The sequence below is a fragment of the Sphingopyxis sp. genome (assembly GCF_019459305.1).
In the GTDB taxonomy this organism is placed as follows: Bacteria; Pseudomonadota; Alphaproteobacteria; order Sphingomonadales; family Sphingomonadaceae; genus Sphingopyxis.
Map to the genome: position 1 here is coordinate 1 of NZ_JAIBES010000105.1, position 20835 is coordinate 20835.

Sequence of the window (20835 nt, forward strand, 5' to 3'; positions counted from 1 at the left end):
TTTTCCCACGCGCCCCAATCCCCCCCCACGAACACCCCGCGCCGGTGCCCCCACGCCGCCCCCCGGCCCCGAAAATGGCCCGCTCCCGGTGTCCCCCGGAGCGGGCCATTTTCGTTTTATCGCTGTGGCGGCGGCGTTTGCGATTTTTCAAGACGCCAGGCATATTGGTCGCGCGATGAGTTTGGAGCGAGGGGATAGGGCGCTGCGCAGGCGGTTCGCGCGGTTGGCGGTATCGGTGCTGCTTTTCGCAGTCGGCTATGCCATCGCAAACCGGTTCCAACTGACCCATGACGTCGTCTATCGACTGGCGGCAGGTGATCCCCGGAGCGCGGTTATCGCGCTGAGCTTCCTGGCGTTGCAAGCGAGCGCATTTCTCGCGGCACTGCTGTTGTTCTCGCGCCGCTGGGTCGTAGTACTGCTGCTACTCGCGGCGCTCTCGATCCTGATCAATATCGGTTACACCCAGATCATTCCCGAGCTGCTGAGCGGCGGGACGCTGGCGTGGATGCTCGCTGAGGTACGCCAGTTTGGCAATGCGGCAGGCGAGTTCGGCGGTGAGTTTCTGTTTGTCGGCGCACAGGTGGCGGCGGCGCTGGCCTTGTTTGTCGGTGCGCGCCGGGTAGCGCGAAGCGTGGTCGCGATCCCGTGGAGCCGGGGAATCGCCGCTGTCAGCCTTGCGATTCTGGTCGCGCCCAGCCTGATCTATCGCCATGTCGAAGTCTGGCCCGAGGGGACGGAGCGGAGCCTCTATGGCCTCGGCTGGGATCTCGTCAGCGCGCCGCCGCCGCCGCCGCGCGCCGCGCCGCCGCTGACCCCATATCCCCGGGCGGAAGCACCGCGGCATATCGTCTGGGTGATCGACGAGAGTGTGGCGGAGGCGCCCTTTCGTCGTCTGATTGCGCCGACGTTGGCGAACGTGCCGCACAGCGACTTTGGGATTGCGGCGGCGATGGGGCATTGCAGCGCACCGGCGCAGGTGGCGCTGCGATCCGGGGTTGATGTCCTAAATGTTGGAAAAGACACGGATTTAAGGCGAACGCCGTCAATCTGGGGCTATGCGAAGCGCGCCGGCTATCGCACCATGCTGATCGACGGACAGACCGCCGGCGCGCCGCAGAACCTGTTGCTGGCACCCGAACGTGCCATGATCGACGAATATCGCCCGATGGTCGGCGGCATCGACACCGACCTGAAGATCGCCGACGCGCTGAACGCTCAGATGAAAGGCGGCGGCGAAAGCTTTACCTATGCCGTCTTGCGCGGCGTCCACTTCCAGTATCGCGACCATTATCCGAAAGGCACTATCCCCGCCGACAGCCCGGTCTCACTGCAATATGGCACCGCGCTGCGCTGGTCGAAAGCGCAGTTTTTCAGTCGCTTGCTGTCAGGCATCGACCGCGAAGCGGTTGCAATTGTTTATACATCCGACCATGGCCAGAACTTGGCCCCCGGCGCTCTGCCGCATTGCAGCCGCGAAGGCGTGGCCGACGAATTTCGCGTTCCGCTGCTCGCGTTCCTGCCCGAACGAAAGGCGGCCCGCTATACCGCCAGTCCCCGCTCCGGCCATTCGGTCAGCCAGATCTTTCCAGCAACATTGGGCTGGATGGGCTATGATACGGCGGCGGCCAAGTCGCTATACGACCACGACCTGACCCGCCCCACCGCGCGCTATGTGTGGTTCGGCCGCACCGTGATACCGTCGGCCGAGGGGGGCACGGTGTCGGTCACCGCGAGTTCCCATTTTCCGGGCACCGACCGCGAATAGGCCCGACAAGCGCGCGGGGATTTTGTGCAAGATCAAAGACTCCGCCCGTGCATCGCGTTACAAGCATGCCGCAATCGGGCCGGCGCCGGGCGGCGTCCCCGATCGGGTCGTTCGGGCTGTGCGACAGGCCAAAATCGCCGCGCCATCCCCCATGTGGCAATGCAGCAGGGGAAAGAGCATGAAGAGTTTTTCGATGAAGTCTGTCGCGGCGCTGGTGGCGGCGTCGATGCTGGCGACACCGGTTCTGGCGAAGCAGGTGCCGGAGTTGCAGGACCTGGTCGGCGCGCGCGGGGCCAGCGGCGAAGCGCAGCTGGAGATGCGCGGCTACACGCATATCGAAACCCACCATGATGGCGACCGCAAGCATAGTTATTGGTGGAACCGCGACAACAAGCAGTGCGCGCATGTCGTGACGTGGGACGGCCGGTACCAGTCGGTCGAGACCGCGTCGAAGTCCGATTGCAACCAGGGCGGCGGCGGGGACAATGCCGGGGCCGCGGTTGCGGCGGTTGCCGGGATCGCGCTGATTGCGGCGCTGGCGAGCAAGAAGCATCACAAGGACAAGGAATATGACCAGCAGGGGACCGGCGATTTCGACCGCGGATACCGCGACGGCCTGTATAACGCGCCCTATCACAATTATGGCCGGTCCGATGCCTATTCGAGCGGTTATCAGGCGGGGGTGAACGAGCGCAGGTCGAATCTGGGCCATCATTATGGCGGCGGCGGTTATGCCGAGGTCGGGCAGTTTATTGACCTGAACGGCGCGCGCGCGTCGAGCGCCGACAGCGCGATGCGTGATCGCGGGTTCACCAATGTCGACAGCTTCAAATCGGGCAGCACCGCGTACAGCGTGTGGAACCGCCGCGCGAGCCGCCAGTGCGTGCAGATGACGGTCGCCGACGGGCGCGTTTACGACATCCGCGACATCGGCACACACCCGCGCTGCCGATAAGGGGCAGCGCCATAGCGACTGGCGCCGCGCCGCCGCTGTGCCTATAGGCCCGGCGATGGCGCGGTCGGACCACAGGATAGTAGTGATCGGGCGGTTGCAGGCGAAGCCGCTGGCGGCGGGGCAATTGCTGTGCGTGCTGGCGCTGATCGGGCTGCTGGCGCGGCAGGCGCGCGGCAGCAGCGCGCTAGAAATCGTCGGCAGCATTGTGTTCGGCAACCTGCTGGTGACCGCGCTGATCGTGGCGGCGGCGCTGGGGCTGACGCATTTTCACCGGCTGTGGCGCCAGCGCGACGCCTATATTTTTCACGACGGTTCGCGCTTGTACCGCGGCAGCACGGATAGCTGGCCGCTGAACCTGATCCGCGATGTCGTGGTTTCGCGCAACGAAACAGGCATCGAATCGCTGCGGCTGGTCGTCGACGACGACAGCGAAGTGACGCGCGAGCTGGTCAAGCTGGCGCTGCTCGCCGACGCCCCCGAGGCGGTGCGCGGCGGGGTGATGTTCGCGGTCGCGGGAGTGCGCGGGTTTCCGAGCGGGTCCGCGCTGAATTAGCCGGTGCACGTCGGCATCTGCGGTGCCAAAGTTCAGGAAAGTTCAGCCCAACGCGCCCGGATTACGGCCACCGATTGCCGACGGGATGTCGTGGCGACGGAAGTTGTCAAATTTGTCACCGCATCGACCCCGGAAACAAGGTGTTGGCGGCCAGACACGGGCCAAGATCGCCGAGGTTGCCCAGCGCGGCGGGGGCATGAAACATCGAGAAGGTCGCACGCGGGCGCGATGTGGCGCGCTGGGGAACAGCAGGTTCGGACGAGTCAAAAGAGCCAGACCGCGAGCGTGGCATGGCGAAAAATAGTAGGAAAGGGGTTCTGGGGTGGCGCGTGCGAAATAGGATTCCACGCGGCAGGCGCAATTCCAGCCCCTCGGTGATGCAGCGAGGCCGATGGCGGGTCCCGGCGGCTGCGTCGGAACCCGCCGGACTATCAGTTCGCGGTCACGGGCGCCGGGGCGGGACTTTCCGCCGGATCCGCGACGGGCGCGGGTAAGGGCGCGGCGGCGGGGGTTGCGGCCACCGGCGCGGTTTCGACGGCGACCGCCATCGGCGCGGGCGCCGCGGTCGGGGTGCCCGCCGGCACCGCAAAGGCCAGGGCTTCCTTGGTGCGGACGCTGAGTTCGCGGCCCGCCGGAATCCGGCCCGATTTGCCGGTGATGAACGCCGCGAACACCCCCGCGAGGATGACACCGCCAATGGTCGCGACGGTATTGCCTTCGCCCTCCTGACGGAAGCTGCCCGTCAGCGGCACGCGGTTGTTGCCGGTTTCGACATAGCGCAGCTCGATGTCCATCTTGCCCGACTTGCCGAACGCGCCCTTGCCGGTGCGCCAGGTGATCTCGCCGGTCGCGCGCGCGCCCTTTGGAATCACGATGAAGCCGTCCTGGACGACATTGTGGACGACCGACATGTGGAAGGTGTCGCCTTCCTGGTTGCGCTTGGTCGACAGTTCCTCGTTCATGCTGAGCAGTATTTCGGTGTTGGCGGGCAGCATGCGCGCCGGATTCGCGGTCGGCGCCGCGACGGGGACGGCGACCAGCACCGGCCCGGCATCGACCGATGCGGGCACGGCGGGCGCGTCCTGCGCCGCGACCGGAGCGAAGGCAGGCGTGACGAGCGCGAGCGCAACGGCGCCCGCGAGCAATTTCGATTTCATGATTATACCCCCAAATCGGCACGCCCCCTGCGCGCCGTTCACGGTGAAGAACAGGAAATGCGCGAGCCGTCAATGTCGTTAATAATCAGCGCCCTGCGGGGATGGTTGGGGTGGCGGGGAATGGTGGTTCGGCCACGCTTTGGTCGTCACCCGCAGAGGAGACCCGTGGCTCGTCCGCCTTGATCCGGGGTCGATGTCGCCGCTGCCGGAATGGATGCCGGATCAAGTCCGGCATGACGAAGGAGGGGGAGTTGCGCGGTCGCGGCCGTCACCCGTCTGGCGGCGGCAACCCCAATTCCTCGGCCAAAACGCGCCATTCGGGGTTAACCGCCTCGATCAACTCGATCTTCCACTTGCGCTGCCGGTTCTTGATCTGCTTCTCGCGCGTGATCGCGGCGTGCATCGTCCCGGCAAGTTCGAACTAGACTAGCGTTTTGACCGGCGGCGAGGCTTCCGATTACACCGCTGCCGTACCGCTGATGGCGATCCCCGTCGCCACAACCAAGGCGCTGCTCGCTTACAAGCCTGTCCTGAGCTTGTCGAAGGGGGCTATGAGGGTGATCGCTTCTGGTAAAGCGTGCTGGTCCGGGGCATCCTGCCGATCATCCCGCCTCGCTCGAACCACAAGGTGCCAGATCATCCCGACTATCGCCGCTACAAGGACCGCAACCGCGTCGAGCGCATGTTCGGCAAGCTAAAACAGCAACGACGCATTGCCACACGCTATGACAAAACCCTGCTCCAGTTCGAGAGCTTCCTCAACCTCGCCGCCACGCGACTGTGGCTGAAATCTTTTGTCAACACGGCCTAAATCAAACCGAAAACCCGCCCGCATTGCGCCGGTTTGAGCTCGCCGCCAGCACCTTCTTGCCCTGCGGCGTCAGCGCCCACTTCGCGCCCTGCTGCACCACCAGTCCCAACGTGACGAGTTCGTCGCGGATCGGGTCTGTGGGGAGTTGCGGGCGGCGGTTCGACAGGCCTTCGAGCGTCGAGCGCTGCGGCTGGCTGAGGATGATGAGTTTTTGTTTTTCGGTCATTTGGTTGGCCTTGATTTGTTTGGTTTGCGGCGGGGTGGTGTTGCTACCCTCCCCGCTACGACCAAGGGAGCAAGCCCCTAAGTCTCGCTGCCCCCTCCCGCTTGCGGGAGGGGGCAGCAAGGTTTACTCCGCGGCGATCCCTGCCTTGGCGAACATGTCTTCGCCGTCGGTTTCGGCGGTGATCACCGGGGCGGTGTCGTCGTTCGCCTTGGCTTTCTTGCGGTTGTCGAAGCTGGACCAGACATTGTTCCATTCGCCGCGGGTGGCGCCCTTGCTGTATTCGGTGGCGCGCGTTTCGAAGAAGTTGGCGTGTTCGACGCCGTTGAGCAGCGGGGCGAGCCAGGGGAGCGGGTGTTCCTCGATCATGTAGATCGGCGCGAAGCCGAGCTGCCCCAGCCGCCAGTCGGCGATGTAGCGGATGTAGCGCTTGATTTCCTTCGGCGTCATGCCGGGGACCGGCCCCTGTTCGAACGCCAGATCGATGAACGCATCCTCGAGCCGCACCGTTTTCTGGCAGGTGTCGATGATGTCTTCCTTCACCGCCTTGGTCAGGCAGTCGCGCTCCTTGGTAAAGGTGTGAAACAGCTTGATGATGCCTTCGCAATGCAGGCTTTCGTCGCGGATCGACCAGCTGACGATCTGGCCCATGCCCTTCATCTTGTTGAAGCGCGGGAAGTTCATCAGCATCGCGAAGCTGGCGAAGAGCTGAAGCCCTTCGGTAAAGCCGCCGAACATTGCGAGGGTGCGTGCGATATCCTCGTCATTGTCGACGCCGAACTGCTGCATATAATCATGCTTGGCGCGCATCTCGTCATATTCGAGGAACATGCCGTACTCGCTTTCGGGCATGCCGATGGTGTCGAGCAGGTGGCTGTAGGCCGCAATATGCACGGTTTCCATGTTGCTGAACGCGGTCAGCATCATCTTGATTTCGGTCGGCTTGAACACGCGGCCATATTTGTCGTGGTAGCAATCCTGCACCTCGATATCGGCCTGGGTGAAGAAGCGGAAAATCTGGGTGAGCAGATTGCGTTCGTGGTCGCTGATCTTCTGCGCCCAGTCGCGGCAATCCTCGCCCAGCGGGACTTCCTCGGGAACCCAATGGATCTGCTGCTGGCGCTTCCAGAAATCGAACGCCCAGGGGTATTCGAAGGGCTTGTAGGTGTTGCGGGATTCTAACAAGGGCATGGCGGGATATCCTCGGTTCTTGTCTCTTGTTCATGTGCCCCGGCGAAGGCCGGGGTCCAGTCTGGCTTGGCGTAAGGCCGCTCTGGGCCCCGGCTTTCGCCGGGGATCAAAGAGGGCGCGTGCTTATTGGCAGGCCAGACACTCGTCGTAGTCGGTGGTCTGCAATTCATAGACCGGGGCTTCGGCGGTGTTGTCGGCCTCGACCCCGCCCGCGAAGCCGGCGCGCTGCACCGACTTGGACCGCAGATAATAGAGCGATTTGATGCCGAGTTCCCACGCGCGGTAATGAAGCATGAGCAGATCCCATTTCTCGACGTCGGCGGGAATGAACAGGTTCAGAGACTGCGCCTGATCGATGTACGGGGTGCGGTCGGCCGACAGTTCGAGCAGCCAGCGCTGGTCGATCTCGAAGCTGGTCTTGAAGCAGTCCTTTTCGTCCTGCGTCAGGAAGTCGAGGTGCTGGACGCTGCCGCCGCGTTCGAGGATCGAGTTCCAGATATTGTCGCTGTTCTTCGCCTTGTCGACGAGCAGCGCCTCGAGGTGCGGGTTGCGGATCGAGAAGCTGCCCGAGAGCGTCTTGTGCGTGTAGATGTTCGCCGGAATCGGCTCGATGCACGCGCTGGTGCCGCCGCAGATGATCGAGATCGACGCGGTCGGCGCGATCGCCATCTTGCAGCTGAAACGCTCCATCACCCCCTGATCGGCGGCGTCGGGGCAGGGGCCGCGCTCCTTGGCGAGCAGCATCGACGCCTGATCAACCTGCGCGCGGATATGCTTGAAGACGCGCAGGTTCGACGATTTCGCCATCGCGCCCTCGAACGGCAGGCCGCGCGCCTGGAGGAAGCTGTGAAAGCCCATGACGCCGAGGCCGACCGAGCGTTCGCGGCTGGCGCTGTACTTGGCGCGCGCCATTTCGGGCGGGGCGCGGTCGATATAATCCTGCAAAACGTTGTCGAGCATGCGCATCACGTCTTCGATAAAGCCCTTGTCACCGTTCCACTCGTCCCAGGTTTCGAGGTTGAGCGACGAGAGGCAGCAGACCGCGGTGCGATCGTTACCGAGATGGTCGCGGCCTGTGGGCAGGGTGATTTCGCTGCACAGGTTCGAGGTGGTGACCTTGAGGCCGAGATCGCGGTGATGCTTGGGCATCATGCGGTTCACCTGGTCGATAAAGATGATGTAGGGCTCGCCGGTCGCGAGGCGGGTTTCGACGAGCTTCTGGAACAGCGAGCGTGCGTCGACGCTGCCGCGGACGCTCTGGTCCTTAGGGCTACGCAGGTTGAATTCGGTGCCGTCGCGCACCGCTTCCATGAACTCGTCGGTGATCAGCACGCCGTGGTGGAGGTTGAGCGCCTTGCGGTTGAAGTCGCCCGATGGTTTGCGGATTTCGAGGAACTCCTCGATCTCGGGGTGCGAGATGTCGAGATAGCAGGCAGCCGAACCGCGGCGCAGGCTGCCCTGGCTGATCGCGAGGGTGAGCGAGTCCATGACGCGGACGAACGGAATGATGCCGCTGGTCTTGCCGTTGAGCCCGACAGGTTCGCCGATGCCGCGCACGCTGCCCCAATAGGTGCCGATGCCGCCGCCGCGCGATGCGAGCCAGACATTCTCGTTCCACGTCTCGACGATGCCTTCGAGGCTGTCGGGGACCGAGTTGAGGTAACAGCTGATCGGCAGGCCGCGGCCGGTGCCGCCGTTCGACAGCACGGGGGTGGCGGGCATGAACCACAGGCGGCTGATATAATCATAGAGGCGCTGCGCATGCTCCTGATCATCGGCATAGGCCGACGCGACGCGGGCGAAGAGATCCTGATAGGATTCGCCGGGAAGCAGGTAGCGATCCTCGAGCGTTTCCTTGCCGAAGTCGGTGAGCAGCGCGTCGCGGCTCTTGTCAGTGACGATATCGAATCGGCGCGCGTGGACCTTCGCCTCGCTGCTGTCGTTAAGCTTGGCGGTCGGCGCCGCTTCGGGGGCCGATTCGTTCGCTACAGGCGCTTCGTTCTTCGTCAATTCCACCGTCGCCACGTCGCTCGTCTCCACCCGTTCTGTCTCGCGAAAATCCATCTTGTTCGTCCCCGATTGCCCATGCGCCGCAGCGCATATGTTCCTGTCTTGTTCGACTCGGGACGAAGCCCCAGCCTAGCATCTATTCGATCCGCGGGGGCACATATTTTTGGCCGCACGAAGCAGTTTTCCGAGCCCATGTGATATGGGCGACGGAAATCTGCCAATTTTGGCCAAGCACTAATTCTTGGGGTGCCCCCTCGGCCGACCCACCATCTATAGTGCCACGTCGGCGCGACGATGCAAGACAGTAAATGACGGTTTAGGGACTCGGTTCGTCGATATTTTGATTCGTCTCGTCGTGCGCAAGGCGCGATCAGCCGGGGTCGCGCCTGCGTTTCCGAGGGATTGCGCGGATCTCGGTGCGACAGCGATGCGAACGGAAATTTTTCGCGCAAGCGAGACGGCTGTAGTGGCGCCTTGGGTCGATGGTCCCACTGCCACAGCGAACATCAAGCGGTCGCGCGGGCTGCGGACAAAAAGAAAGGGCCCCGGCAATGCCGGAGCCCTCTCGCTGAATTTACATCCAGGTTAGGCCGATGCGCCACCGTTGCCGGAGCCACCACCACCCAGAAATCTCCAAAACCAACCCATGTGAAATCTCCTGTCGGCACTGCCCACGAAGAACAGTTAACGGAGCGTTTACCATCTTTTGTAAGGTAAATCGAGTCTTAACCATATAATTGCAGCCGATCTGGCAGTTATGCGGTTCGGTTTTGCGGTGGGGCGGAAAGGGTCGCAGCGAGTTCGGAAAATAATTGTGGTTTGCCAAGATGATAGCCTTGGCCAACGTCGCAACCGAGCTGGCCCAAAAGGGCCATGGTTTCGGCATCTTCAATGCCTTCGGCGACCGCAACCGCGCCCAGGCGATGTGCTAGGTCGATGGTCGATTTCACCACTTCCCGGTTCCGTTGCGAATCGCGCATGGTCATCACGAATCGCTTGTCGATCTTGATTTCGTCGGCCTCGATTTCAGTCAGATATTCGAGGTTTGACTGGCCGGTGCCATAATCGTCGATCGACAGGCGAATGCCGGTGCGGCGAAGCTGAGCGAGCGTCTGGCGCGCCTGGCGGCTGTTTTCAATCTGGGCGGTTTCGGTGATCTCGATCGTCAGGATCTCCGGCGGCAAATGATGCGCCGAGAGCATCACGCGGATCGTGCCGACGAGGTCGCTATGATCAAGCAACGTCGCGGAAAGATTGACCGACATGTTGATTCGGTGGCCGCGCTCGTGCAACTGCGCCGCCGACCGGATCGCCTGATCCATGACAAACAGCGTCAAGCGATAGATGTCCTGGCTCTTTTCGGCCTGGACGATGAACTCGTCGGGCGGGATCGGACCCCGCGTCGGATGCGTCCAGCGCGCCAGCGCCTCGACCCCGACCAGCCGGCCCGTCGAAAGCGCATATTGCGGCTGGAACGCGACCCAGATATCGCCGCCGGTAAGCGCGTCCTCGAGTTGCGAGTGGAAGGAGAGCTGCCAACCGGCGTCGTCCTTTTGCCTCGGCACATATTTGGTCCACAACGCGCGGGTGCGGATCGCGCGTTCGGCGGCGACGAGCGCGGCAGCCAGGCGCTGGGCGTTCGAGCCTTCGAACTCGTCGTTGACCCCGAAGGCGATCGCGACATCGACCCGCAATTCGCCGATCGTCAGCGGCGCGTTGAACAGTGCGGCAAGCCCGGCAAGCTGTCCCTCGATCTGGCTGTGCTGATAATAGGGAACCAGCCAGGCGAAAGTGCCATCTAGGTCGTGATGAAGCGCCGTTCCCTGTGACGCGAGCAACAGGCGGCGCGTGACCTGCTCGATCAGCTTGCCGATCCCGTCACCCGGGATGAAAGCAGCGAGATCCTCGAAATTGACGACCTTAGCGGCAACGACCGTCGCGCTGCCAAACGGCGTCTGCGATCGCAGTGCTTCGAAATTGGGGAGACCCGATACCGGATTTTCGCGCTGCGCTGAACGGCGACGGCGGTTGCGCGACACATTGGCGCTAACCGCAGCGATCAGGAAGCATGCACCGCCGATCTGGGTTGCGACGAGCGAAAGGCCGAGAATAATCTTTGCCGCGATCAACAGCAAGGTTGTGACCAGCGCCACGCGCGAATACCAGCGCCCACCCTGCCAAATCAGCGCCCCCAGTAATATGATGGCGGTAATCGCCAGCGCCGGGAGCCAGCCGATGTTAATCGGTTGGCCGCGCTTCAGCGCCTCACCTGCGATCAGGTGAATATAGGCACCCGGCAGCTTGTCATGACCGGGCAAATAATGTTTGTCGGGCGACGCAGCGGCGGTGAACGCAAAGATAACATCCTTGCCGCGCAAAAGATCGGGATCGAGCTTGCCCGTCATTACGTCGATTGCACTATATTCTTTGATTGTGTCGGCGTCATAGGACAGGTCGAGCGCGAAGACTTCGGGCTGATCGGGTTGCCGATCGGCCAGTTTAGCCGCAAAACTGGGTAGCAATCGCCCGCTTGCCGTGACCGCAAGCGGCACTTTCCACACTTGCCAAAACTCATACTCCCAGCAGATGCAAGCTTGTTGCGCGCGGTTGCCGAACGCGGGGTCGGGCCAATAATCGACCACAGCGGTGGTACCCGTGGTGCTACTTCCCGGCACCGCAAGCACGATTCGGTCGTCCATTTTCCGAACAGCATCCGCGAGCAGGGGAAAATCGCGATCCTCAAGGCGGCGCTCATAAGAAAAGTCGACGAAAAGCCGCTTGGCCTGTGACGCACTGATTGCGCTGACTAGTTGTGCGTGATGCGAGACGTCGAAATCCTTGTTTTCAACGGCTTGCAAAGTCTTGTCGTCGAGGCCGACGACAACGGTGTCGCCCGACACGGGTCGCCACGCGACGCGGCCCACGGCGCTTTCTAGAATACGATCGACCGGTTCGGCGATAGACGAGAACCCTGCAGCCACGCTCAGCAGCAGCGAAAGGGCGATCGTGCGCCAGCTGATGATCAGACTTTTGACCGGAATGGGCACGCACGTCTCCAGCAATTGCCGGTCGTGCCTAGTCCCACATCGTTATCATCGCGTTAATCATGAACAAACTCTTGCCGTTGGCGACACGACGAAAAGCGGCTTGAATCTAACAGTTTCAGGCCAATTTTGGCAGCGGGGCGAGCGCCGCGTCGCCCGCCAGCGCCGACGGTGCCAGCCCGGTCGCCGTGGGGACAATCTGACCAAGGTAAAAGCGTGTCGAGGCGATCTTAGCCTCGAGAAACGCGCGGTCGCCGCTGCCTTCATCGAGCGCCGCCTTTGCCGCCTGATGTTGCAGCGCCATCAGCCAACCACAGGTCGCGGTGGCTAGCATCGTGAGATAGGGGTAGCTGCCCGCGAGCCGGTCGCCGGTGCTGGCACCCACCATCCAGTCGGTCACTGCGCGGCAGGCGTCTGCGAGCTGCTGGAGTTCGGGGAAATCCGCCGCGCCGTGCGCGACATCATCGATCAGCCCCCGGACAAGATCGCCGCCCGCCATGCCAAGCTTGCGGCCGACCAGATCGGCGGCCTGAATGCCGTTGGTGCCTTCGTAAATCGGGGCGATGCGCGCGTCGCGATAGTGCTGCGCGGCGCCGGTTTCCTCGATAAAGCCCATGCCGCCATGGACCTGGATGCCGATGCTGGCGACTTCGCAGCCGATGTCGGTCGCGTGCGCCTTGACCAGCGGGATCAGGATTTCAGCGCGCATCGCGGCGGCTTCGTCGCCGAGCTTGCCGAAATCGGTCTGCGCCGCGGCGTAATAGGTCAGCGCGCGCGCCGCCTCGGTCTGGGCGCGCATCCGCCACAGCATGCGGCGGACGTCGGGGTGCTGGTCGATCGTCACCGGGGTGCGGTCGGTGCCGCCCGCGAGCGCCGACTGGACGCGCTCGGCGGCGAAGCGCTGCGCCTGCTGCGTGGCGCGTTCGGCGATCTGGACGCCCTGACAGCCGACGAGCAGGCGCGCGGCGTTCATCATCACGAACATCGCGCGCATGCCGCCCATTTCGGCGCCGACGATTTCGCCGAGGCAATCCTCGTCCTCGCCATAGATCATCACCGCGGTCGGCGAGCCATGGATGCCCAGCTTGTGCTCGATCGACGCGCAGCGCACGCCGTTCGAATGCGCGGGTTTGCCATCGGCATCGAGGCGGTATTTGGGGACAAGGAAGAGCGAGATGCCGCGCGTCCCCTCGGGCGCGCCTGGGGTGCGCGCGAGGACAAGGTGGACGATATTGTCGGTGAGGTCGTGCTCGCCAAAGGTGATGAAGATTTTCTGGCCCTTGATCTGGTAGAGCCCGGCATGCTCGCCTTCGGTGACCTTTTCGGCGCTCGAACGCAGCGCGCCGACATCGCTGCCCGCCGCGGGCTCGGTCAGGTTCATCGTGCCGTTCCATGCGCCCGAGACGAGGTTCGGGAGCCAGATCTGGCGCTGCTCTTCGGTGCCATAGGCCATCAACGCGTGGATCGCGCCGGGGGTCAGGATGTTGCAGAGGGTAAAGCCCATGTCGGCGGTGCCGAGCGCCTCGATGATCACAGTCGCCAGCGTGAAGGGCAGGCCCTGGCCGCCATATTCTTCGGGTCCGTCGATGCTGCCCCAGCCTGCGTCGACGAATGCCTGATAGGCTTCCTTGAAACCGGGGGGCATCGTGACCTTGCCGTCCTCCCATTTGGGGTTCTGAACGTCGCCGACGCGGTTGAGCGGAGCGTAAACCTCGGCGGCGAACTCGCCGATGCCGTTGACGATTGCCTCGACCATGTCTGGGGTCGCGGCGGCGAATTTGTCGTGCGCGGCCATCGCGTCGATGCGCGCGATATGATCGAGAACGAAGAGTTGTTCGGTGGTCGGCGGCGTATAGGTCATCGTGAGGGTTCCGACTTTGCTGGTGAATCTCGTTGCGCGGGCGCTATAGCGCGGCATGCCCGATGCCTCAAAGCCCAGTCTTGTTCGTGCGTTCGATAGCGCAGCTATTGCGCACGCTGCCGAATTGGTGGCGGCGGGCGAACCGGTCGCGGTGCCGACCGAGACCGTCTACGGCTTAGCCGTCGATGCGTGCAATGCGGAGGCGGTGGCGCGCATCTATGCGGCGAAGGGGCGGCCCGATTTCAACCCGCTGATCGTGCATGTGCGGGATCTGACGGCAGCCAAGCAGCTAGGGGTGTTCGGTACGGTTGAATGCGCGCTTGCGGCGCGGTTCTGGCCGGGGCCGCTGACTTTGGTGGTGCCGAGGACGACCGACTGTCCGGTTGCAAGCGTCGCGACTGCGGGGCTCGACACGATCGCACTGCGGGTGCCGGGGCATCGCGCGATGCAGGCGCTGCTCGCGGAAACCGGCGTAGCGTTGGCGGCGCCGAGCGCCAACGCGAGCGGGGGGGTGAGCCCGACGAAAGCTGAACATGTGTTGGCGACGCTGCACGGCCGGATCGCGCTGGTAATCGACGATGGTCCCTGCATGGAGGGGGTGGAATCGACGATCGGGCGGGTGAAGGATGACGCCGTTGAGGTGCTGCGTCCGGGGCCGGTGACAGCGGAGATGCTGGCTGCGGCAAGCGGGTTACCGGTGATCGGGGTAACGGGATCAGAGATCGTCGCGCCGGGGATGCTCGCGAGCCATTATGCGCCGGGCAAGCCAGTGCGGCTGGGCGCGGTGGATTTTGCGGACGACGAGTTCGGGATCGGGTTTGGTTCGGCGACGGGCGATTACCAGTTGAGCGCAAAGGGCGATCTGACCGAGGCGGCGGCGCGCCTGTTCGATGCGCTGCACGCGGGGGCAGCGGACGCGAAGGCGAAGATTGCGGTGGCGAGGATTCCCGCCGAGGGGTTGGGCGCGGCGATTAATGATCGGCTTTCGCGCGCCGCGGTGTGATTTTTTTGAATCGCACAAAGACACAAAGAGGGCTGGGCAGGTACGCCGATGTCGTTCGTCGGTTGCGCGTAGCTCTTTCATGAAATCGCCTGCAGCGACGAGCCGGCGCGCGGGGCGTCGACGGCCGTCTTTGTGTGTTTGTGTGAGACTAATCTATGCCGCCGCCGGTTCGATCGGATCGAGCTGCGGGGTTTTGCGCGCCACGATCAGACAACCGACGACGATCAGTACCGCCCCGACGATCGTCGGCCAGGTTACCGCTTCATCGAAGAACATCCAGCCGAACAGCATCGCCCACAGGAAGCCGGTATATTCGGTGGTCGCCAGGATTTGCGCTTCGGCGCGGGCATAGGCCCAGCTCAGCAGGAGCAGCGACGTTACCGCGAGGAAGGCGGCGCCGACGAGCGGGATCGCCTGATCGCTGCCAGGAACCGCGAGGAACCAAGGGGCGCCGAGCGCGAGGATCAGCGCGACGAAGCCGTTCTGGAAAAAGGCGATTTCCATCGGCTCGGCCATCTTGGCCTGCCGCCGCGCGAGGATGAGGTTATAGGCATAGAGCAGCGCCGAGGCGACGACCGCGCCGACCGCCCACAGGGCTTCGGGCGCATAGTCGCCGCGGCCGAGCTTGCCCGCGACGATGATCAGCACCCCGGCGATGCCGAGCACCGACGCGATGATCGAGCGCGGCCCGATCTTCTCGCCAAGGAAGATCGCGGCCATGTAGAGCGTCGCGAGCGGGGCGATGAAGGCGATCGCGATCGCCTCGGCAATCGGCAACCGCGCGAGCGCCCAGAAAAAGCTGACCGCCATGCCCGCGACGAACAGTGAGCGAACGGCGTGGATACGCAGCGTTGCGCGGTCGGGCATCGCGGGGCGACTGGCCAAATAGATCGCGCCGCTGAGGATCGTACCGGCGCCGGTGCGCCACAGGACAGCGTTATAGGCACCGATGTCGATCGACAGCCCCTTCATGAGCACGTCCATCGCCGAAAAGGTCGCAATACCCGCGCATGCGATCAGGAACGGGATGACGGGAGAGGACGAATCGGGGCGCATGACCCGCCACTAGCCGAGGGATTCGGGCTTGCACAACGAAACTAACGCGCGCAGCATCGCGCCTGGTCATGGGTGGAGTGGGGCTATGACGAAACCGAGCAAGTTCGCGCACGTCGTCTATATGACGCGGCGCTATGACGCGATGATCGCCTGGTACCAACAGGTGTTCGAGGCCGAGGTCGTGCATCAGGACCCGGCGCTCGCGTTCCTGACCTATGACGACGAGCATCACCGCTTTGCGTTCGCGAACCTCGAGTTGCTGAAACCGGGCGGCGATGGCGGGCGCGGGGATGTCGGGGTCAATCATGTCGCCTATACCTATGCGAGCGCGGGCGATCTGATGGAGGTGTACAAACGGCTGAAGGCAGCGGGGATCACACCCTATTGGCCGATCCACCACGGGACGACGCTGTCGCTCTATTATACCGACCCCGACGGCAACCGGATGGAGTTTCAGGTCGATCACGGCACAGTGGCGGACGCGGTTGCCTATATGCAGAGCGAAGCGTTCGGCGGCAATCCCATCGGGATCGAATATGATCCGGACGAATTGCTAGCGCGCTATGAGGCGGGCGCGAGCGAGGCCGAATTGATGCGAATGCCGGTGGGGCCACCGTCGGGGATTCCGGCGGAGCATGGGATGGTGTGAGCTTCTTATCCTCCCGGTGACGAAGTCGTGCGGAGGGGTGGAGGGGCTGCGACAGTCGCGCCAATGCCCCCTCTGTCAGCGCTTCGGGCTGCCGTCTCCCCATCGCTGCGCGACGGGTAGGATTGTTTTTATCGAAACGTCGCTTGTCCCGCACCATCGATATTGAGTTTCTGGCCCGAGCAATAGCTGTTCGCGTCGCTGACGAACCACAGCACCGCCGCGGCCACATCGGCGGGGACGGCGACGCGGCCGAAGGGCATTTTGGCGGCGAGATGCTGGATGTCGTCCTGGCCAGTGATCGCGCGCGAGAGTTTTTCGCCCATATCGCTCACGGTGAGCGCGGGCGCGACAATGTTGACGCGGACGCCGTTCGCGAGTTCCTCCTTGGCCAGCGTCAGCGCGAGGGCTTCGCCCGCCGCTTTCGCCATCGTGTAGGGGGCGCCGTTGGGCGAGTTCACATAGGTCGCGATGCTGGAGATGATAATGATGTCGCTGCGTGCGTGGGTGCGAAGCTGCGGCAGCGCGAGGCGCGACAGGCGGTGCGGGCCACCGGCGTGTACGGCGAAGAGTTTAGCGACTTCTTCGGGGCTGGTGTCGGCGACCGACTGGCCGCGACTCGCGATCCCCGCATTGTTGATCAGGATCGACATCGACCCGAAGTCGGCTTCGACCGCGGCAACCATCGCGGCGCAGGCGGCTTCGTCGGTGACCGACGCTTGATAGGCTTTTGCCTTGCGCCCGAGCGCCTCGATCGCGGCGACGGTTTCGGCGGCCGCCTCCTCGCCGCGGGCGAAGTTGACCGCAACGTCGGCACCCGCTTGGGCGAGCCCGATCGCGATCCCGCGCCCGATCCCGCGCGAGGCGCCGGTGACGAGCGCGACGCGCCCCGTCAGGTTCATGTTGGCCATGCGTCTCTCCCTATTGCATCAGTTCGTTATAGATATCGTCGTCGCTGCGGCTGGCGGCGTTGCGCCATTTAGGCGCCGCCTTACGATTGAGCACGCGGCCTTCGGCGTCGAGTAAGGCGACGGTGGGCGTGCCCTTGATGCGGAAGCGGAAGCGCTTGGGCACTTCGGGGTTGCGGCCGAGCCCGCGGACATGCGGCATGCCGATATCGGCGTAGACGATTTCGTAGCGCTCGCGGACGGGAGCAAAACTGTCGGTCGCGATCAGATTGGCGAGCCAGGCGCTGTCGTGACAGCCGCCGGTGCCCATGACGAGGAGGACGGGTTTGCCCGATTGCCTTGCCCTTCCGAGCGCGGCGTCAATCGAAGACATCGGTTCGGCGATAAAGGCGGTGCTTTTGTATGCGTCTTCAACGCCGGGGATCGTGCGTGTTTCATGCGCGTTGGCTGACCCCGCCATTAGCAGAGCGGCGGCGAAGGCGAGGGTGAATGGACGCTTCATCTGCCGACGATAGGTTTTGCATGACGTTTCCGTCAACGTCAGATAGCCTTTACCGCATGAGTTGGAAAAAAGAGATCGACGAGCTGGGCCAACGCCGCGCGATGGCCGAGAAGATGGGCGGCGAGGAAAAGGTCGCGCGCCAGCATGGGCGCGGCAAGATGGACGCGCGGGCGCGGCTCGCGGGGATCGTCGATGCGGGCAGCTTTCGCGAGATCGGCAAGATCGCGGGGCGCGGCAAATATGGCCCGGACGGCGAGCTGGAAGACCTCGCCGCGAGCAATTTCATCTTTGGCCGCGCGAATATCAACGGGCGGCCAGTGGTTGCCAGCGCCGACGATTTCACGGTGCGCGGCGGCGCGGCGGATGCGGCGCTGCACCGCAAGTTCGTGCAGTGCGAGGCGATGGCACATGAATATCGGCTGCCGCTGATCCGGATGATCGACGGCACCGGCGGTGGCGGGTCGGTCAAGACGCTGGAGGATATGGGCTACACCTATATCCCGCATGTACCGGGCTGGCATGAGATCATCGCCAATCTCGACACGGTGCCGGTCGTGGCACTCGCGCTCGGGCCGACCGCGGGGCTGGGCGCGGCGAGGGTGGTCGCTAGCCATTACAGCGTGATGGTGCGCGGGCTGTCGCAACTGTTTGCGGCGGGGCCGGCGGTGGCGGCGGCGATCGGCGATACGTTGGACCGTGAGGAATTGGGCGGGACTGACGTGCATACGCGCAACGGCGTGGTCGACGACGAGGTCGCCAGCGAGGCCGAGGCCTTTGCGGCGGCGCGGCAGTTCCTGTCTTACCTGCCCTCGTCGATCCACGATCGGGCGCTGCGGACCGAATGCAATGATCCGGTCGATCGGCGCGAGGAGAGCCTGTTGTCGGCGGTGCCACGCGAGGCGAAGCAGGTCTATGCGATGCGGCGCATTTGCGGCGCGGTGTTCGATCAGGGCAGCGTCTTTGAAATGGGTGCGCGTTGGGGCCGCGCGGTGATCACGGCGTTTGCGCGGCTCGATGGTTATCCGGTCGCGCTGCTCGCTAGCGATCCCTCCTATCTTGGCGGATCGTGGGATGCCAAGACGAGTGAGAAGGCCGAGCGGTTCGTCAAGCTGGCCGACCAGTTCCGGCTGCCGATCGTCCACCTCGTCGACAATCCGGGCTTCATGATCGGCGGCGAGGCCGAGCGGACTGGGACGATCCGTTACGGGGTGCAGGCGATGAACACGATCTACCGCGCGACGGTGCCGCTGGCGTCGGTGGTGGTGCGCCGCGCCTATGGGATCGCGGGCAGCGCGATGTCGAATGCCGAGCGGTTTCAGTACCGTTTCGCGTGGCCGTCGGGTGATTGGGGGAGCCTGCCAATCGAGGGCGGGGTTGAAGTTGCGTACAAGAGCGAGCTCGAGGTGGCGGAGGATCCGGCCACGCACCTGGAGGCGATTCGCGAGCGGTTGAACCGGGTGCGTTCGCCGTTCCGGACGGCGGAGAAATTCGGGGTCGAGGATATTATCGATCCGCGCGACACACGGCCGTTGCTGTGCGAGTTTGCGGACTTGGCATGGCGGGTGTTGCGCTAGTCGGCTGATGACTGGATATGTAGTTGCAGGGTGCAGTTTAGGCGTTGCCACGTTACCTGATTTCGTCATCCCCGCGAAGGCCGGGATGACGGATGGCAGGGCGGTGGAGAATTAGCATCGTCATTTCGCGCGCAGCGAAGCAATTAAGAGTTGGGTTAACCGCGCTGGATTTCTTCGCTGGCGCGGAATGACGATGGGTGGGGGCATTGGGGACCGCGCAACGCCATCACGGCATGGACTGGCTGCGGATCGGCGCCTTCGCGCTGCTGATCCTCTACCATATAGGCATGTATTTGGTGCCGTGGGGCTGGCATGTCAAAATCGCGCAGCCGCTTGAGTGGGTGACGATCCCGATGCTGGCGACGAACGGCTGGCGGCTGGCTTTGCTGTTCCTCGTGTCCGGCTATGCGAGCGCGGCGTTGTTCGCCAAGCTTGGCGGTAGCCGCGCTTTCGCGCGGTCGCGCAGTGCGCGGTTGCTGGTCCCGCTGCTTTTCGCAGTTGTGTTTATCATTCCGCCGCAGCCGTGGATCGACCTGGCGGGGCAGCACGGCTATCCGCACGGTTTCCTGCATTTCTGGCTACACGATTATTTCGGTTTCCAGTTTATCGACGGCATTGCGCTGCCAACCTGGCAGCATCTGTGGTTTGTCGTTTACCTGTGGGTTTACACGATGCTTGCGGCACTGGTGATGGCCCTCATCCCCGCGACTGCGCGCGCGCAGGTTGCCGACGGGGCGGCGCGGCTGCTGCGCGGATGGGGTTTGCTCGTCGTCCCGATGCTGCTGTGGATCGCGATTTACTTGGCCTTCCCCGAGCATGACGAGACGCATGCGCTGTTCGACGACGGACCGTCGCATCTCCACTATCTGGTCGCGTTCACGATTGGCTGGCTGCTGCGCGTGCGGCCTATGCTGTTCGAGGCGGTGACGCGGTGCTGGAAAATTGCCGCGGTGCTGGCGGTGCTCGCCTTCGCGCCCATCGCTTGGGCCGAAGGCACCTGGCCCGGCGACATCCGCGCGCCCGACTGGGCGATCCTGATCTATCATCTGGCTCGGCGAGTGCAGGGGTGGGCGACGATCATTGCGCTTATCGGCGTCGCCGACTTCTATTGGAACCGCGACCATCCGCGGCGCGCGATGCTGGCCGAGGCGGTGTTTCCCTTTTACATCATCCACCAGACGATTATCGTCATTGTCGGCTGGTACCTGCTCCGGGCCGATATCGCCGCGCTGCCATCCTTCCTCATCCTTCTCGCGGCGACGGTGACGGGATGCTGGCTTTTCTATTGGATCGGGCGCAGCATCGGGTGGCTGCGACCGCTGATCGGATTGCAGCGCCAATAGGGGGAGACATCATGGGTGCATTGAAGGGCGTTCTCGCGATTCTCGGAGTCGCGATGATATTGGTCGGCGGGCTGTGGGCGTTGCAGGGGCTCGACATCGTGCGCTGGCCGGCGAGCAGCTTTATGCTAGGCGACACCACCTGGACACGCAACGGCGTGGTGCTCGCGGTGGTCGGCATCTTTCTGGTCTGGTTTGCGCGCAAACGCTGATTTCGGCTATCGATTACAAATGTA

General features: G+C 63.7%; 18 protein-coding genes and 1 pseudogene. 9 read left to right on the forward strand and 10 right to left on the reverse strand.

From position 1 onward, the window contains the following. Positions 1-235: 235 nt before the first annotated feature. The 3 genes from K0M74_RS12545 (at position 236) to K0M74_RS12555 (ending at position 3273) form a co-directional block, all read left to right on the forward strand. Positions 236-1765 (forward strand): sulfatase-like hydrolase/transferase, encoded by a 1530-nt coding sequence (locus K0M74_RS12545; RefSeq protein ID WP_293972773.1) that lies wholly within the window; start codon positions 236-238, stop codon positions 1763-1765. A gap of 178 nt (positions 1766-1943) precedes the next feature. Next, positions 1944-2720: a hypothetical protein gene (locus K0M74_RS12550; RefSeq protein ID WP_293972776.1), complete on the forward strand. Its 777-nt coding sequence runs from the start codon at positions 1944-1946 to the stop codon at positions 2718-2720. 55 nt (positions 2721-2775) lie between these two features. Next, positions 2776-3273, forward strand: coding sequence for a hypothetical protein (locus tag K0M74_RS12555; protein WP_293972778.1), 498 nt, complete (start codon positions 2776-2778; stop codon positions 3271-3273). Positions 3274-3704: 431 nt separating this feature from the next. Here K0M74_RS12555 and K0M74_RS12560 read toward each other — a convergent pair whose 3' ends face one another. Both K0M74_RS12560 and K0M74_RS12565 read right to left on the reverse strand, forming a co-directional pair. Continuing rightward, a complete protein-coding gene (locus K0M74_RS12560) occupies positions 3705-4430 on the reverse strand; it encodes a hypothetical protein (RefSeq protein ID WP_293972781.1) in 726 nt (241 codons plus the stop codon). 268 nt (positions 4431-4698) lie between these two features. Next, a pseudogene (locus K0M74_RS12565) lies at positions 4699-4860 on the reverse strand (GIY-YIG nuclease family protein); the annotation flags it as partial. A gap of 147 nt (positions 4861-5007) precedes the next feature. Here K0M74_RS12565 and K0M74_RS12570 point away from each other — a divergent pair. Beyond that, a complete protein-coding gene (locus tag K0M74_RS12570; RefSeq protein WP_293972784.1) occupies positions 5008-5241 on the forward strand; it encodes a transposase in 234 nt (77 codons plus the stop codon). A 1-nt stretch (position 5242) separates the two neighbouring features. On the opposite strand, the gene K0M74_RS12575 is transcribed toward K0M74_RS12570, so the two are convergent. The 5 genes from K0M74_RS12575 to K0M74_RS12595 form a co-directional block, all read right to left on the reverse strand. Next, positions 5243-5467, reverse strand: a complete 225-nt coding sequence (locus K0M74_RS12575) for a hypothetical protein (protein WP_293972787.1) — start codon at positions 5465-5467, stop codon at positions 5243-5245. A 123-nt stretch (positions 5468-5590) separates the two neighbouring features. Beyond that, positions 5591-6655: a ribonucleotide-diphosphate reductase subunit beta gene (locus tag K0M74_RS12580; RefSeq protein ID WP_088442382.1), complete on the reverse strand. Its 1065-nt coding sequence runs from the start codon at positions 6653-6655 to the stop codon at positions 5591-5593. A 123-nt stretch (positions 6656-6778) separates the two neighbouring features. Further along, positions 6779-8719: a ribonucleoside-diphosphate reductase subunit alpha gene (locus K0M74_RS12585; RefSeq protein WP_293972790.1), complete on the reverse strand. Its 1941-nt coding sequence runs from the start codon at positions 8717-8719 to the stop codon at positions 6779-6781. 701 nt (positions 8720-9420) lie between these two features. After that, positions 9421-11712: an EAL domain-containing protein gene (locus tag K0M74_RS12590; RefSeq protein ID WP_293972792.1), complete on the reverse strand. Its 2292-nt coding sequence runs from the start codon at positions 11710-11712 to the stop codon at positions 9421-9423. A gap of 115 nt (positions 11713-11827) precedes the next feature. Then, entirely contained in the window at positions 11828-13570 is a 1743-nt protein-coding gene (locus K0M74_RS12595; protein WP_293972795.1) for an acyl-CoA dehydrogenase, read from the reverse strand. 55 nt (positions 13571-13625) lie between these two features. On the opposite strand from K0M74_RS12595, the gene K0M74_RS12600 reads away from it, so the two are divergent. Next, positions 13626-14573, forward strand: a complete 948-nt coding sequence (locus K0M74_RS12600; RefSeq protein ID WP_293972799.1) for an L-threonylcarbamoyladenylate synthase — start codon at positions 13626-13628, stop codon at positions 14571-14573. Positions 14574-14726: 153 nt separating this feature from the next. Here the strand turns inward: K0M74_RS12600 and K0M74_RS12605 are convergent, their stop codons facing one another. Further along, on the reverse strand, positions 14727-15629 hold the full coding sequence (locus K0M74_RS12605) for a DMT family transporter (protein ID WP_293972802.1): 903 nt from the start codon (positions 15627-15629) through the stop codon (positions 14727-14729). A gap of 85 nt (positions 15630-15714) precedes the next feature. Here K0M74_RS12605 and K0M74_RS12610 point away from each other — a divergent pair, with 85 nt between their 5' ends. Beyond that, positions 15715-16278 (forward strand): VOC family protein, encoded by a 564-nt coding sequence (locus K0M74_RS12610; RefSeq protein WP_088442372.1) that lies wholly within the window; start codon positions 15715-15717, stop codon positions 16276-16278. Positions 16279-16406: 128 nt separating this feature from the next. Here the strand turns inward: K0M74_RS12610 and K0M74_RS12615 are convergent, their stop codons facing one another. Beyond that, complete coding sequence (locus tag K0M74_RS12615) at positions 16407-17186, reverse strand: SDR family oxidoreductase (protein WP_293972808.1); 780 nt, start codon at positions 17184-17186, stop codon at positions 16407-16409. A gap of 10 nt (positions 17187-17196) precedes the next feature. Beyond that, a complete protein-coding gene (locus tag K0M74_RS12620; RefSeq protein WP_293972810.1) occupies positions 17197-17685 on the reverse strand; it encodes a thioredoxin family protein in 489 nt (162 codons plus the stop codon). Positions 17686-17741: 56 nt separating this feature from the next. On the opposite strand from K0M74_RS12620, the gene K0M74_RS12625 reads away from it, so the two are divergent. From K0M74_RS12625 to K0M74_RS12635, 3 genes are all read left to right on the forward strand, one after another. Then, positions 17742-19259, forward strand: a complete 1518-nt coding sequence (locus K0M74_RS12625) for a carboxyl transferase domain-containing protein (RefSeq protein WP_293972813.1) — start codon at positions 17742-17744, stop codon at positions 19257-19259. A 206-nt stretch (positions 19260-19465) separates the two neighbouring features. Beyond that, positions 19466-20602 carry an acyltransferase family protein gene (locus K0M74_RS12630; protein WP_366932663.1) on the forward strand — a complete coding sequence of 379 codons (1137 nt, stop codon included), beginning with the start codon at positions 19466-19468 and terminating at the stop codon, positions 20600-20602. An 11-nt stretch (positions 20603-20613) separates the two neighbouring features. Beyond that, entirely contained in the window at positions 20614-20811 is a 198-nt protein-coding gene (locus K0M74_RS12635; protein ID WP_293972816.1) for a hypothetical protein, read from the forward strand. Positions 20812-20835 lie beyond the last annotated feature (24 nt).

Coding starts and splice junctions, on each gene's coding strand:
- K0M74_RS12560 (WP_293972781.1), bottom strand. CDS start 4,430: ATGAAATCGAAATTGCTCGCGGGCGCCGTTGCGCTCGCGCTCGTCACG.
- K0M74_RS12555 (WP_293972778.1), top strand. CDS start 2,776: ATGGCGCGGTCGGACCACAGGATAGTAGTGATCGGGCGGTTGCAGGCG.
- K0M74_RS12600 (WP_293972799.1), top strand. CDS start 13,626: ATGCCCGATGCCTCAAAGCCCAGTCTTGTTCGTGCGTTCGATAGCGCA.
- K0M74_RS12615 (WP_293972808.1), bottom strand. CDS start 17,186: ATGGCCAACATGAACCTGACGGGGCGCGTCGCGCTCGTCACCGGCGCC.
- K0M74_RS12620 (WP_293972810.1), bottom strand. CDS start 17,685: ATGAAGCGTCCATTCACCCTCGCCTTCGCCGCCGCTCTGCTAATGGCG.
- K0M74_RS12605 (WP_293972802.1), bottom strand. CDS start 15,629: ATGCGCCCCGATTCGTCCTCTCCCGTCATCCCGTTCCTGATCGCATGC.
- K0M74_RS12575 (WP_293972787.1), bottom strand. CDS start 5,467: ATGACCGAAAAACAAAAACTCATCATCCTCAGCCAGCCGCAGCGCTCG.
- K0M74_RS12635 (WP_293972816.1), top strand. CDS start 20,614: ATGGGTGCATTGAAGGGCGTTCTCGCGATTCTCGGAGTCGCGATGATA.
- K0M74_RS12580 (WP_088442382.1), bottom strand. CDS start 6,655: ATGCCCTTGTTAGAATCCCGCAACACCTACAAGCCCTTCGAATACCCC.
- K0M74_RS12585 (WP_293972790.1), bottom strand. CDS start 8,719: ATGGATTTTCGCGAGACAGAACGGGTGGAGACGAGCGACGTGGCGACG.
- K0M74_RS12595 (WP_293972795.1), bottom strand. CDS start 13,570: ATGACCTATACGCCGCCGACCACCGAACAACTCTTCGTTCTCGATCAT.
- K0M74_RS12625 (WP_293972813.1), top strand. CDS start 17,742: ATGAGTTGGAAAAAAGAGATCGACGAGCTGGGCCAACGCCGCGCGATG.
- K0M74_RS12550 (WP_293972776.1), top strand. CDS start 1,944: ATGAAGAGTTTTTCGATGAAGTCTGTCGCGGCGCTGGTGGCGGCGTCG.
- K0M74_RS12610 (WP_088442372.1), top strand. CDS start 15,715: ATGACGAAACCGAGCAAGTTCGCGCACGTCGTCTATATGACGCGGCGC.